This is a genomic window from Sphingomonas mali NBRC 15500, from assembly GCF_001598415.1.
Taxonomy (GTDB): domain Bacteria; phylum Pseudomonadota; class Alphaproteobacteria; order Sphingomonadales; family Sphingomonadaceae; genus Sphingomonas; species Sphingomonas mali.
This window is the reverse complement of record NZ_BCYX01000007.1, coordinates 67,656-80,662: the sequence shown is the minus strand read 5'-3', so window position 1 is coordinate 80,662 and position 13,007 is coordinate 67,656. Positions and strand designations below refer to the sequence as shown.

Annotated in this window: 9 protein-coding genes; 4 read left to right on the top strand and 5 right to left on the bottom strand. The window is 66.2% G+C overall.

The genetic code is table 11. The features are described 5' to 3' along the window. Positions 1 to 52 precede the first annotated feature (52 nt). A complete protein-coding gene (locus SMA01S_RS07915) occupies positions 53 to 583 on the bottom strand; it encodes a YceD family protein (protein ID WP_066820108.1) in 531 nt (176 codons plus the stop codon). After that, positions 580 to 1,083, bottom strand: coding sequence for a ubiquinol-cytochrome C chaperone family protein (locus tag SMA01S_RS07910; protein WP_066820106.1), 504 nt, complete (start codon positions 1,081 to 1,083; stop codon positions 580 to 582). The genes SMA01S_RS07915 and SMA01S_RS07910 overlap by 4 nt, the downstream gene beginning before the upstream one ends. Positions 1,084 to 1,220: 137 nt before the next feature. Between SMA01S_RS07910 and SMA01S_RS07905 the strand changes: the two genes are divergently transcribed. Next, positions 1,221 to 1,712 carry an outer membrane protein assembly factor BamE gene (locus tag SMA01S_RS07905; protein WP_066820105.1) on the top strand — a complete coding sequence of 164 codons (492 nt, stop codon included), beginning with the start codon at positions 1,221 to 1,223 and terminating at the stop codon, positions 1,710 to 1,712. Positions 1,713 to 1,968: 256 nt separating this feature from the next. Next, positions 1,969 to 2,430, top strand: coding sequence for an RcnB family protein (locus SMA01S_RS07900; protein WP_066820103.1), 462 nt, complete (start codon positions 1,969 to 1,971; stop codon positions 2,428 to 2,430). Between the two features lie 132 nt (positions 2,431 to 2,562). Here the strand turns inward: SMA01S_RS07900 and SMA01S_RS07895 are convergent, their stop codons facing one another. The 3 genes from SMA01S_RS07895 to SMA01S_RS07885 all read right to left on the bottom strand — a co-directional run bounded on the left by SMA01S_RS07895 (position 2,563) and on the right by SMA01S_RS07885 (position 11,547). After that, positions 2,563 to 2,997 (bottom strand): hypothetical protein, encoded by a 435-nt coding sequence (locus SMA01S_RS07895; RefSeq protein WP_066820101.1) that lies wholly within the window; start codon positions 2,995 to 2,997, stop codon positions 2,563 to 2,565. A 249-nt stretch (positions 2,998 to 3,246) separates the two neighbouring features. Next, entirely contained in the window at positions 3,247 to 5,472 is a 2,226-nt protein-coding gene (gene pbpC / locus SMA01S_RS07890) for a penicillin-binding protein 1C (RefSeq protein ID WP_084250175.1), read from the bottom strand. Between the two features lie 270 nt (positions 5,473 to 5,742). Further along, positions 5,743 to 11,547, bottom strand: coding sequence for an alpha-2-macroglobulin family protein (locus tag SMA01S_RS07885; protein WP_066820099.1), 5,805 nt, complete (start codon positions 11,545 to 11,547; stop codon positions 5,743 to 5,745). Between the two features lie 68 nt (positions 11,548 to 11,615). Between SMA01S_RS07885 and SMA01S_RS24515 the strand changes: the two genes are divergently transcribed. Both SMA01S_RS24515 and SMA01S_RS07880 read left to right on the top strand, forming a co-directional pair. Further along, positions 11,616 to 11,798 carry a hypothetical protein gene (locus SMA01S_RS24515; RefSeq protein ID WP_157093863.1) on the top strand — a complete coding sequence of 61 codons (183 nt, stop codon included), beginning with the start codon at positions 11,616 to 11,618 and terminating at the stop codon, positions 11,796 to 11,798. Further along, positions 11,795 to 12,991 (top strand): alpha/beta hydrolase family protein, encoded by a 1,197-nt coding sequence (locus SMA01S_RS07880; RefSeq protein ID WP_066820097.1) that lies wholly within the window; start codon positions 11,795 to 11,797, stop codon positions 12,989 to 12,991. The genes SMA01S_RS24515 and SMA01S_RS07880 overlap by 4 nt, the downstream gene beginning before the upstream one ends. The last annotated feature ends 16 nt before the right edge of the window (positions 12,992 to 13,007 follow it).

Sequence of the window (13,007 nt, the reverse complement as noted above, 5' to 3'; positions counted from 1 at the left end):
TTGAAATGGATGGTTTACGCCGACCCGGCGAGGGCGCGCCGAACCGCTGCGACTATGTTTTGCCCAATTTGTCCCTGAGCGCCGCGAGCGCCCCAAACGGCCCAAGCGGCGCCGCGTCTTCTTCGCTCAGCACGCCGGCTTCTTTCAGCACGGTTGCGGCATTGGGGCCACGCGGGAAGGGATCGAGCGCCAGCGCCATCGTCTCGGCGGCAACTTCGCCCAGGTCGATCGTCCCGCCCTCATAGGGAATGACGTCGATATCGCTGTCGCCCAGTTCGACCTCGTCCTGGCCGGAATCCTCTTCGGCGACGAATCGCAGGGCAACCGGCTCGTCGACCGTCGCGGGCAGCGGATCGCCGGTGATGCTGCACGCCTGGGTCACTGCCGCCGCGACACGCCCCTCCGCCACGATGCCGGCGGCGTCGCGGCGAATCGTGAACTTGCCCGTCAGCCGCTCGATGCCGATCAGGTCGAACCGTTTGGCCAGCGCGGCGCGTTCCTGCGCATCGGCGTCGATCTCGATGGTGCGCGCATCGTCGCCGATCGTATCGACGCGCTGCGGCCGCGCGAATTCGACACTCACGGCAGCCGACCCGCGATCAGCGCATCGAGTGCGATGCCATCGAGGCCCTGGCGCAACGCCAGCAAGTCGCGCTCGACATGCGCCAGCGCCGCCGGATCGGGCGCCTCGCCACGATAGAGGTTGCGGATCAATGCCGGCTTGAGGTCGCCCGCCGCCAGCCCGTCGCGATAGGCGCCCAGCCGCCCGCCGAGCATCCCCATCATCCGCCCGACATGCTTGCCGACCAGCAAGTCGCCGATCCCGATCTCACGCAATTGCGGATCCATGTCGTCGACGAACGCTTCGGACAGATGTGCCGCCGCCGCGACTCCGGCCGGATCGGCCTCCAGGCGCAGCATGACCATCGCCAATATCGCCGCGATCATGTCGAAGCGGCCATCGACCGTATCGGCGACCGCGCCGTCCAGATACCAATGCGGCTGGCGCGCACGCGCGACCAATGCCGCGTACAGCGCCGCGGTTTCGTCACGTTTCGCCCTGAACCTGTCGAAAAAACCCATCAATCTCGCCTTTAGCAGCCCTGTGCGAGGCCATTGCGGCGCCGGCCTTGTGCCGTCCGCCCACCCCGCATATTGAGGCGAACGGCGCGCGATGCAAATGCGCCGGGTGATTGGCGTCGGCGCACGGAGAGTATCGAATGGTGAAGGCAGTCCGGATGGTTGGTCGGTTTGGCGGCCTGACCGCGGCAATCGCGGTTGTGGCGCTCGCCGGCGGCTGCACTTCGCTGCGCTCGCACCAGGGCTATATCATCGATGCCGACCTGGTGAACTCGGTCCAGCCGGGTGTCGACAATCGCGCCTCGGTGCTCCAGACGCTGGGCAAGCCCAGCTTCGCCAGCCAGTTCAACAACGGCGAATGGTATTATGTCGCGCGCGACAGCCGCAACCTCGCTTACATGAATCCCAAGGCCCGAAGCCAGCTGACGCTGAAGATCGCGTTCGACCAGAAGGGCGTCGTGTCGAACATCACGCGCACGGGCCTGGATCAGGTCGCGTCAATCCGGCCGTATGGCAAAACCACCCCGACGCTGGGCCGCAAGCGCAGCTTCTTCGAGGAATTGTTCGGCAATATCGGCTCGGTCGGCGCGGCCGGGGCCGGCACCGGCGGCGGCGACGACAGCCAGCCGTAGGCCACCAGGCTATACTCTATTTCGTCATGCCGGACTCGTTCCGGCATCCAAGGAGCCGCAAGCGATATCGCTTGGGGTGCGTTGGACCCCGGCACAAGGCCGGGGTGACGAGGAAGAAATCTACCGCCCGCAGCTCACCCAAATCCTTGCTGTAACCTGACCGACGCGTTCGCGACGCGTTCAGCGTCGCCGCCCTAATCCTCTCCGACATGGCGGCGCTGGAGACGTGCCGTTCGGAAAAAGAAGGGAGACGATCATGCGTACACTGATCCTCACCGCGCTGATCGCGGCGACCGCCATGCCGGTCGCGGCGCAAGCGCAATCCTGGGGCCAAGTCCGTCACGACCGTCGCGAGATCCGGGAAGACCGCCGCGACCTGCAACGCGACCGTCGCGAGCTGCGCGAGGACCGCCGCGACTGGCGCGAGGACCGCAACCGCCGCTGGGCCGACAATGACTGGCGCGACTGGCGCAACCGCAACCGCGGCATCTATTCGCGCGGCAATTGGCGCGCGCCGTTCCGTTATTATGCCTTCCGCCCCGGCGTGCGCATCGCGCCGACCTATTGGGGCTCGGCCTATTGGATCAACGATCCGTGGCGTTATCGCCTGCCGCCCGCCGGCTACGGCCAGCGCTGGGTGCGCCATTATGACGACGTCCTGCTGATCGACACGCGCCGCGGCGTTGTGCTGCGCGTGATCAACCACTTCTACTGGTAAGCTCCCAGTGGAAGGCGGGGCGTCCGGGCGAATTCAATGCCCGCCCGGACGCCCCGTTTTTTTTTGGCGATAGCTTTTGATGCCGATCGGCGGCCGGCAGCCGTCCGGTGGAACGCGGGTGCGGACGTCAGGTTAGGCCTCGCTGTAACAGACACCATGGATACGAATGTTGAGACCGTCAGATTCGCACTTAGTTACGGCATCAAGCCAATAAGTTGGCGCCTTGCGATCTCCTGAAAACGCGGCAAACAACTCGTCACGCAGATGATGCCCTAACACTACGAGCAGCGCCTCTTCATTCTGGGTAATTAATTCAAAGGCCGGATAACCAGTCTTCGCAAGAGCGTCGTAGGCGCAGCCGGTAACCTCATCGTCTTTTCGCAGCTCGTCGACCAGACGGTCATACTTCGGTGCCAAGATCTCGATAGCACACGCGGTCTTCAAAGAGAGGCTGAATTCGTGTGGCACCATGGTCGCCCGAGCGGAGCTGAGACTCATCTCCGGAACCGCGAGGTCTGCCAAATCGGTGTTACGATTATCAATAATTAGTGTGGCCACCGGTTGCATAGCGCGATGCTAAACTTCCCTTCTGCTCGCCGCAACGCCCGCAATTCATGGTAAGCTGCCGCTACGTCTGAGTCGCGTCGATCGTCGCCATCGTGAAGCTAGTCTAAAAGCTCCTCTCCCTTTGGGAGAGGAAGGGGCCCGCTCGGCATAGCCGAGTGGGAAGGTGAGGGCAGGTAAAGAAGCTTCCGACTGCCCTCACCCTTCCGCGCCTTCGGCGCTCCCTCCCTCTCCCACAGGGAGAGGGATTCTTCACCGCATCGTGAACATCACCTGATCCACCACTTTCCCGGATAGATCGAGCAGCGCTAGCCGGTGCCGCCCCGGCCCGGGCAGGATCAGCGGCGCGGTGCTGGCGTCGCCTAGGTCCTTCTTGTCGAGCACCAGCCGATGCGTGACCGCGTCGCCTGAAACAGCGACGGCGAGGCGCTGGCGATCGATCGGGATGTCGGGGTCGATCGCGTAGACGCTGCCCGACACCGGATTGGTGATGCGCGGGCGGCGTGATGTGTCGGGGGCCGCGGTGACAACGTTCATCCCGGTCCCCGCCAGGAAATATTCGCGTCGCGGCTGTTCGATATTGTCGGCGAAGCGGATCGCGCGTGCCTCCACCCCGTTCGGCATCGGCGGCGCCTTGCTCGGGCGGTCGGCGTGGAGCGCCAGCATCACGTCGCGCCATACCGGTGCCGCACCGCTGGTCCCCGACACCGCGCGCATCGGGTCGCCTTCCATGTTCCCGACCCACACCGCGACGGTGTAGCGATCGGAAAAGCCGACGCACCAATTGTCGCGCATCGCCTTCGACGTGCCCGTCTTCACCGCCGCCCAGAACGGCAGCCGCAGCGACGAATCGAGCCCGAACGTGACCGCGCGCGCATTCGGATCGGCCATCATGTCGGCGACGATCCACGCGGCTTGCGGCGTGGTGATCGGCTTGGACGCCGGGACCGGGTCGCTGGCCGTCATCCGCACCGGCGCCCAGCGACCGGCATTGGCAAGGCTGCGATAGGCATTGGCCTGTTCGAGCAAGGTCACCTCGGCCGAGCCGAGCGCGAGCGAAAAGCCGTAATAATCGCCGTCCTCGACCAGCCCCTGATAGCCGGTGTCCCACAGCCGATCGCGGAACGAATCGACCCCGATCAGCAGCAGGGTGCGCACCGCGGGCACATTGAGCGATCCCGCCAGCGCCGAGCGCGCCGATACCGGCCCCTTGAACCCCTTGTCGTAATTCTGCGGGACGTAGAGCCCCGATGCGGTGTCGAGCTGGACCGGCGAATCGTCGAGGATCGAAGCGGGGGTGAGATATCCCTTCTCGATCGCCTCGGCATAAAGGAACGGCTTCAGCGTCGATCCCGCCTGGCGGTACGATCCCGCGCCATCGACCGAGGGCGCGGTCGAATTGCCGCCGATCCCGCCGACATAAGCGAGCACATCGCCGGTCGCATTGTCGAGCACCACCACCGCGCCGTCACGCGCGCGGCTGCCGCCGAGCCCCTCGAGCTGGCGCTTGAGCGCGGCGATCGCGGTCCGCTGGATATCGGCGTCGAGCGTCGTGGTGACGCGCAGCCCCGGCTTGGTCAGCAATTTGTTGGCGAGGTGCGGCGCGAGTCCGGGGTCGAGCGCCAGACTGCGCGCCGGACCGAGCATCGAATAGGCCTCGCCCTCGAAGCGCGAGCAATCCTTCTCGTGACTGAGCAGGCACGCGCGCCGTGCCACCGATCCTGCCCCCGCTTGCGGATCGGGCAGCAAGGCGGCCAGCATCAGCGCGTCGTCGCGGCTGAGCGCGTCGGGCGTCTTGCCGAACAGCCCGAGCGCGGCGGCGCCGATCCCCTGCGCCTCGCCGCGGAAACCGGCGAGGTTGAGATAGGCTTCGAGGATCTCGTCCTTGTTCCAGTCGTTCTCGACTTCCCAGCCCGCGCGCATCTGGCGGATCTTGTCGAGCCAGCCGCGCGCGCCTGGCCGGGCAAGGTCGGGCGAGAGGAACCCCGCCAGCTGCATGCTGAGCGTCGAGGCGCCGCGCGACTTTCGCCCCTCGATCCGGTCGCGCAGCGCGCCCAGGCTCGCCAGCCAGTCGACTCCCCAATGGCTGTAGAAGCGGTGGTCTTCCGCGGCGACCAAGGTCGTCCTCGTCGTATCCGCGACCTTGTCGAGCGTGACCCAGGCCAGGCGGCGCCGGGCATAATCGACTCGCGACGAATCGATCAGCACGCCGTGCCGATCGTAGAGCCACGCCTCGGACGATTTCCAGCCGGCGCGGACGTCGCGATAGCTCGGGATCGGCGGGGGCAGGGTCAGATAGTCGACCACCCCGCCCGCGACGACGAGCAGACCGAGGGTCGCGACGATCCAGTGCGCGCGGGTGCGCGGGCGGTGGTCGACCAGCCAGCGCCCGGCGGCGGCGATACCGTCGTCCACCCGCGTCTCGACCGCCCGGCCCCATGCCCAGGCCGACCGCAAGCGGTCACGCCACCCGCTCATCGCACGATACCTAGAACTTCAAATCTCGCCGGGATTATTGAGGACGCCTCGCGGGATGGTGTTCGATCCGCTCCACCCCTCGTCACCCCGGGCTCGTCCCGGGGTCCAACCCTCCACAACGGAATCCGTCCACTGGGGAGCGTTGGATGCCGGAACAAGTCCGGCATGACGGTCGAACTCCACGGCACAGCTCTGCACTCACCCCAAAATCAATCTGCGATCGCCCTGCCCTGAAAGGGAGGGGCGTTCTTGGCCTACACCCGAACCCCATCACTTCTGCGCGATGGTCATCGACGCATTGGGCAATTGGGCGTTGATCGAGGGCGAGTACATTGCCTCGACCCGCGTCGACGGCATGCTGAACGTGCCCGCGCCGTTGAGCCGCATCAGATAGACGACGGCGAAATTGCCGCGCGGGACCCAGTCGAAAAAGCCGCGCCACGAATCGCGCCGCCGCTCGATGTACGCGGGCGAGACCCCGGCCTGGACGTCCCACAGCTTGCCGTCCTTGTCGGTCACGCTGAACCGCGAGCCGCCGCCGGCCTGCTCCTGCCCGGCGAGCATCTGCGACTGGCCGCCGAGATCGCTGACTAACGTCGCGCCCGCCGGGATCGGGTCGTTGACCACCACCCAATTGCGCTCGGCGGTCGCCTCGACCAGCAAGGTCACCTTGAGCACGTCGCCGCGGCTATACTGGCCCTTCACCCGCTGGCTGACCGGCTCGACCTTCTTCGACACGCGGTAGCCGGCGAACAGCGGCTGGGTCAGCGGCACCGCCGCCGAGACCTGGACCGTCGCCCATGGCCCCGCGCCTGCCGATTGCCGCAGCAACAGTGGCGTCTGGACCGAGGGCAGAGCGAAGCTCGCCTTGCGCGCGTCGGCGGCCAGCGGCCAGGATTTCAGGACCGATTGTTGCCCCAGGCTCAGGCTGGTCGTCCCCATGATCGCGCTCGCCGGATAGAGCCCGCCGAACTTCTTCGCCGCGATCGTGCCCCAGGCGTTGGCGGTGGTGGTGTCCCAGCGCCCGCGCTGCTGGCGCAGCGACACGCCGACCATCATCTTGGGCGCATCGTCATTCCAGCCCGGCCGGCCGAGCGTCGCGATCACTGCCTTGATCGCGCCCTCGTCGCCCGACGACATCAACCACCAGGGCGCATTCGACTGATCCGAGAGATCGAGCCGTGTCCCTTCATAGACCAATCGCGTGCGCAGCACGTTCTCGGCGGTCCCGCGCAGGGCGTTGGCATTGGCCAGCCCCGACACCTTGTCGAGCGCGACCATATAGTCGGACAGCATAGAGGTCGGCATTTCCTGCGGCGTGATGCCGATCTGGCCAAGCATCGCCGGCGTCGCCGCGCCGGCGCGGGCGAGCGCGTTGAACGCATTCAGCCGTTGCAGCCGAACATCGCCATAATCCTCATGCCGCAAGCGCCCGTCGAGCACGGCCTTCAGCCCCTCGACCATCCTGGTCTTGGCGGCATCGGGGATCGGCAGACCGGCGTCGCTGGTCAGTTCGAGGACATAGGAAGTCAGCGCTTCCGACCCCTTGAGCGAGGCCTGCGGCCAATAGCGCAGCAGGCCGTCGTCTGCCTGATAGGTCGGGATTTCCCCCGCGAGCTGGATCCAGCCGGCGGAATCGCCCAAGGCGACGATCCGGCTGAGCCGCTGCTCGAAGCAATCATAGGGATAGGCCGCCATGAAGCGGCGCACGCCCTCGAGCGGTGGCGCCAGGCTGTCGTCGAGCTTGATATCGACCACGCCGAAGCCGGGGAGCGCGCCCTTGGGTGGGGTGATCGCGATCGAGGTGTTGGGCCCGACCCGGGCGAGCGTCGCCGCCCAGACCTCGGTCGGCACCGCGGGCACGACGTCCTGGACGGTGGTCATCTTGTCGACCGCCTTGCCGTCCGACGACTTTGCGCTGACCGTCCATTTGAGCTGGCCGCCTTGCGCCGGCGCGGTCAGGTTCCAGGCGATCGGCGCGGCGCCGCCGGCCGGGATCGTCACCGTGATCGGATTGCCCTTGGCGATCCGCGGTTCGAGCGCGACATTCGCGGTCACCGTCATCGGCTTGTCGGAACCGTTCCTGAGCGTGAAGCCGGCGGCATATTGGTCGCCGGTACGGACCAGGCTGGGCAGGCCGGCATAGACCGACAGATCCTGCGCGGTGCGGATATCGGTGCTGCCGGTGCCGAACAATTGCGCGCCGTCGGTCGCGATCGCCACCAGCTTGAAGCTGGTCAGCGCATCGTTGAGCGGGACCGGCACCTGGGCGTGGCCATTGGCGTCGAGCGCCACGCGACCCTTCCACAGCAAGACCGGCTGGAAATTCTCGCGGTTCAACCCCGACAGATCGCCGCCGCCGCCACCACCGGCCTCGACCGCTTTCTTGCCGTAATGGCGCTTGCCCACCACCTGGGTCTGCGCGGTCGCGGTGAGCACCGACAAGGGCCGGTCGCCCATCATCGCGTCGAGCACATTCCAGCTGTCATTGGGCGCGAGCTGCAACAGCGCCTGGTCGACCGCGGCGAACGCGACGTCGGCGGTCCTGGCCGGCTTGCCGTCGGGACCCTTGACCGAGACGTCGACCGTGGCGGTATCGCGCGCGGCATAACGTTCCTTGTTGGCCTTGACCGTCACGCCCAATTGATGCGCTTCCCAGCCGACCTTCACCTTGGCGATGCCGAGGCGATAGCTCGGCTTGGCGAGGTCGACCAAGGCGGTCGGTTCCTGCGCCTCGCTCGGTGCGCTGGTGAAGCCCAGGGCCTTGCCGATCCCCTGGAACCAGCTCCACACGCCCGGCTGCGCGCGCCCACGCACCGCCATCACCGAGACGAACACGTCGGGCGCGTAGCTGCCCGGCATCTTGACCTCGACCACCGGATTGGCGCCGGACAATTTGGTCACGAAGCTCGACAACACGCCTTCGCGCTCGACCGTGACCAGAGCCTCCGCCTCACGGAACGGCATGCGAACCTGGAAGCGCGCGGTTTCACCGGCCTTGTAGCTCTGTTGCTCAGGAATGACGTCCATCCGGTCGCCATTGTCGCCGCCGAACCACCAATCGTCATCGCCCGCCAGCCATACCGAGCGCACCGCGCGCGAGACATTGCCATCGGCATCGCGCGTGGTCGCGACGATATAGACTTCGCCCGACACGCCGGGATCGATCGTGCATTTGGCGAGCCCGAGCTCGTCGGTGGTCGTGCTGCACGATCCGCCGAGCTTGGTCGTCTTCATCTGGTTGTCGTACGCGTAGAAGCCACCGATCAGCCGACGCCGCGCGGTCAGCACCTGACGGCTGTAGAGCGCGACGTTGATCGCCTGACCCTTCTTGGGCTTGTTGTCTGTGTCGAGCGCGACGAAGCTCAGGCGCAGATCGTCCTGCTTCATCAGCCAGCCGTCGGTCTTGGCGCCCAATTGCACCGCCGACGGGAAGATCGGGATGCGCTTCGACGCGGTCAGCACTTCGCCATTGGCGTCCTGGTAATCCATCTCGACCAGCATGTCGGTCGCCTGGTCGACCTGGGGCACGTCGACCGTGGTTCGCGTCGTGCCGTCGCCGCCCAGGGTCGCGGGCAGGGTCTGGGTCGGCGGCAGCGGCGCGCTTTCCTCCTCGCCATCGCCGTTGAGTGGCTTGGTGCCTTCCTGGACGTCGGTCCCGCCGAACGTATAGCCGTCATAGCCCTCGGGCGTGGCCGAGCGTCCGAAATAGCCGACCCGCATTTCGACCGGCAGGTTCGATGCGCCGCCGCCCGCCAGATAGCCGACGAACAGATCGAGCGGCAGCGACTTGGGTCGGATCGCCGCTTCCTTCGGACCCGTCACTGTCGCGCGCATTGTCGGCAGCTTGTATTCGTCGACCTTGAACGACTGATTGGTCGACAGCGTCTTGTCGCCGTCGATCACCGAAATGTCGTAATCGCCCATTGGCGCGCCCTGCGGCGCGGTCCATTCGGTTTCGCCGATGCCATTGGCGTCGATCGTCAGCGGCAAGTCGAAATTGGTGTCCGACCCGCGATGCGACAGCCTGAGCGTGCCCGAGAAGCCCGGCGCCAGCGCGAACCCGGCGCCGTCGGGCTGGCGCAGGATATGCTTCATGTGGATCGTCTCGCCCTGGCGGACCAGCGCGCGGTCGAACACGGTGTGGAACACGTCGCCCTGCGCCGAATAGCCATAAGGCAGGTCGAAATCGTACGGCCGGATGCCCTCGCCCCAATCGGTCAGGGTGAAGCTGAAATCGTCGCCGGCGCGCGCCGACACCATCAGCGGGTGGTTCTGATAATCGCTGTCGCAGCCGCCATAGGTTTCCGGCTGCGGCAGGCCCGCGGGGATGAACACCGCGCCCGATTTGTCGGTGGTGCCGTTGGCGAGCAATTGCCCGGTGCAGCTGTCGGTCACCGCGACCGCGGCATTGCCGACCGGCAGGCCGGTGTCGAGATTGGTCACCCAGGCCAGGCTCTTCTCGCGCCCCCATTTGAAATGGACCGCCATGTTGGTGACGAGCGCGGCGGTCGCGACGTAGCGCGGCGCCTTGCGGCCGAGCAACGCCTGGCCCAGCACCGGGCTGGCCAGCTCGACGACATAGAATCCGGGCTTGGTCAGCGGGATGCCGACCACTTCGAAATCCTTGCCCTTGCCGGGCAGGCCGATCTTCATCGACGCGCCGGCATTGGCGCCGGTCAGGATCGGGGTCGCCCCGGTATTCTGGATATGGCCGACGACCTCGTCACCCTTCTTGATATCCTCGATATTGGTGTCGTCGGCGGAGTTCACCGTGCGCAGCCATTCGGCGATCTTGCCGTCCGAACCCTCAACGCGGAGCGTCTGTCCGCCGATATTGAGGTTCTGGCCCTGTAGCGAGGGCTCGACATTGCGCACCGTGACCGGCAGCACGCCGCCTTCCTTGGCCTCCAGGATGCCGAACCCCGCGGCGAACTTCACCAGCGGCGGCGCCTGGTCGATGCGGATATCGAGCGGGAAGCGCTCGGCATTGGTCAGCGGCCGCCCGCTTTCGTCCTTCACGTCCGCCGGGATCGAGACCTTGGCGGTGGTCGCATAGGGCATCGGCGCGGCGAACTTGATGTCGCTGATCGTCGCCGATTTCTGCTCGTCCTTGTCGAATACCGGCGCGATTACCGTGCCGTCGGCGGTGGTGATCTTCACCTGTTTGGCGAGCGACATCGGGATCGGCGCGGTGAAGCGCAGATAGGCTTTCTCGACCGGGTTGCAGCCGGCCTGGGCATTGGTGCGGCTGCATTCGAAGCGCGCCGCGAACGGCTTGCGGACGGTGAAGTCGAAGCGCTGATCGGTGCCCGCGGGCTTGCCGCTCGCGCTGGCGATCTTGCCCGACCAGACCAAAGACATATCGTGCCCCGGCGGCAACGGCCGGCGGCAGCGGAGCGCGGTCACGCCTTCATAAGCCTTGGCGCGATCGGCCTCGCTCGCCGGCACCGTCGCGGGCAGACCGCCGCTCTCCAGGAAGCTCTGCACCGCGTAATTATTATCGGTGCCCATCTCGGCGATCAGCTTGCCCGCGGTGTCGGGCGGCAGCACGTCGACCGGGATCTTCTCGCCCAAACCGGCGACCGAGCAATAGGCATTGGCGCCGACCGATTGCGGCGTCGCCGGCAGATTGGCCGCGATCAGGAAGACCTGGCCCTCCTCGATCTCGTCGCTATTCTCGCCCGGCAGGATCGCCTTGGCCATCGGTCCGCCGGCATCGACCGTGTAAGTGTTGCTGTCGTTGAGCGCATAGCCCGACACGCTCTTGGTCCCGGCCTTGACCTTGAACTCGCACTTGGTGCCGCCCGGCAGCGGGTTTGCGAACTCCCACACGAACGTCTGCTGATCGGCCCAGCGCCCCTGGCCGCCGACCGCGCAGGTGACGTCGAAGGGCGCCGGCGCGCGCGGATCGCCCAACGCCACCATCGGCTGGCTGAACCGCGCGGTGAAACGCTCGATCGACCCATTGCCGACGCCAGGGGTCGCGACGGTGATGTGGGGGGAATTGTCGCCAAAGGCGAGCGCCGGTGACAGCGCCAGCGCAAGGACCGCGAGACGGGCCGCGAGCTTCATACATCCCCCTTCTATCGTGGCTTCGTTGAGCGGGAGGGAGGCTAGCGGAGGTGGGGGGGATGTCTAGTATGAAAGCGGCATTGGGGGTGATGGCGGCAATGCTCCGATGCCGGAGCGGCCGTCTATTTAGCCAGCCTGTGGCGCGTGCTAGCGGTGGAAAGCTGATCGGCAGCGCCTGGATTGAAGAGCTGGAAAATGGCCGTGCCGTGATGCATGCTGCACGCATGACCGCCCTGAATTCACGCGGATGAGACTATTCGCCAGCACGGCCATCGCTATCGCGCTTCTCACCGTTGCGCGCGCAAACGCCAGCCCTCCGTCGCCCGCTCCCACCCGCATCCAAAACCAGCGCGGCGCAATCATTAGTGTCGAGCCGCTCAACGTGATGGAGCTGGCCGACCTGCAGCGGATCAGCGCCGACTTCCCCGGCGGCATCACGGTGCAAGGTGGCGCGAGGTTGTTCCGCATTGTGTATTGGACCGTCCTGAAAGGACGGTCGACACGCGCGTCCGGGCTATTCGCGACGCCGCTCCCGACCACGCCGGCGAAGGGCATTTTGCTGTTTCTCCACGGCACCAACGCTACAAGGGCACTGGCACCATCCCAGCCCGGCCGGGTCGACGGCAACGAAGAGACCGCGGTCTTCGCCGGCAACGGCTTCATCGTCGCGCTTCCTGACTATCTCGGCCTCGGGGTCTCACGAGTCCCTCACCCCTACCTGATCGTTCAGCCGCAGATAGACGCCACCGTCGATTTGTTGCGCGCCATCTGGCAGGCTGAACCCAGCCTCCGGGCCCGTTCCTCGATCGACCTGTTCATGATGGGCTTCTCGGAGGGCGGGCAGGTAGTTGCCGGGGTCCATCGTGCGCTCGAACGGCAACCGCTCGCGGGCTACCGGCTGCGCGGCTCGGTGGGCATCGCCGGCCCATATGATCTCCGCGACACGTCGCTACCGAAGGCGGTTGAGAATAATTGTCGACTATGCGTCGGCTATCTGACCTGGGCGACGTATGCCTATGCCGCCTATTACGGCCATCCGCTCCGCGAAGCATTGCGGCCGCGCTACGTCGGGGTCGTTCCCGGCCTCTTTGACGGATCGCATACCGCTGAAGAGATCGGGGCCGCCCTGCCCGACGATCCCGCGGCGATGTTCCAACCAGACTTCTTGCGAGCCATGCGAACCGGAAGAGGCAACTGGTTCACGCAGGCCTTGGCACGAAACGAGACCTATGCTTGGACGCCGGTTGCGCCATTTCGGCTTTACTTCGGCGATCGCGACACTGACGTACCACCGGCGGCGGCCGGAATGTTCTTTGATTATGCGCACGCACGCGGCGGCAACATTTCTCTCCACTCGCTGTCAGGTGCCGACCACCAGGCCAGCAGCGCAATGGCTTATGCCCCCACACTAGCCTGGTTCAACGCGCTGGCTGAGCAGCGGTGAGCGAACGCCTATAAGG

Excerpts from the sequence above, each read along its gene's own strand:
- SMA01S_RS07910 (WP_066820106.1), bottom strand. The coding sequence starts at position 1,083 with ATGGGTTTTTTCGACAGGTTCAGGGCGAAACGTGACGAAACCGCGGCG.
- SMA01S_RS07905 (WP_066820105.1), top strand. The coding sequence starts at position 1,221 with ATGGTGAAGGCAGTCCGGATGGTTGGTCGGTTTGGCGGCCTGACCGCG.
- SMA01S_RS07900 (WP_066820103.1), top strand. The coding sequence starts at position 1,969 with ATGCGTACACTGATCCTCACCGCGCTGATCGCGGCGACCGCCATGCCG.
- SMA01S_RS07895 (WP_066820101.1), bottom strand. The coding sequence starts at position 2,997 with ATGCAACCGGTGGCCACACTAATTATTGATAATCGTAACACCGATTTG.
- pbpC (WP_084250175.1), bottom strand. The coding sequence starts at position 5,472 with ATGAGCGGGTGGCGTGACCGCTTGCGGTCGGCCTGGGCATGGGGCCGG.
- SMA01S_RS07885 (WP_066820099.1), bottom strand. The coding sequence starts at position 11,547 with ATGAAGCTCGCGGCCCGTCTCGCGGTCCTTGCGCTGGCGCTGTCACCG.
- SMA01S_RS24515 (WP_157093863.1), top strand. The coding sequence starts at position 11,616 with ATGAAAGCGGCATTGGGGGTGATGGCGGCAATGCTCCGATGCCGGAGC.
- SMA01S_RS07880 (WP_066820097.1), top strand. The coding sequence starts at position 11,795 with ATGAGACTATTCGCCAGCACGGCCATCGCTATCGCGCTTCTCACCGTT.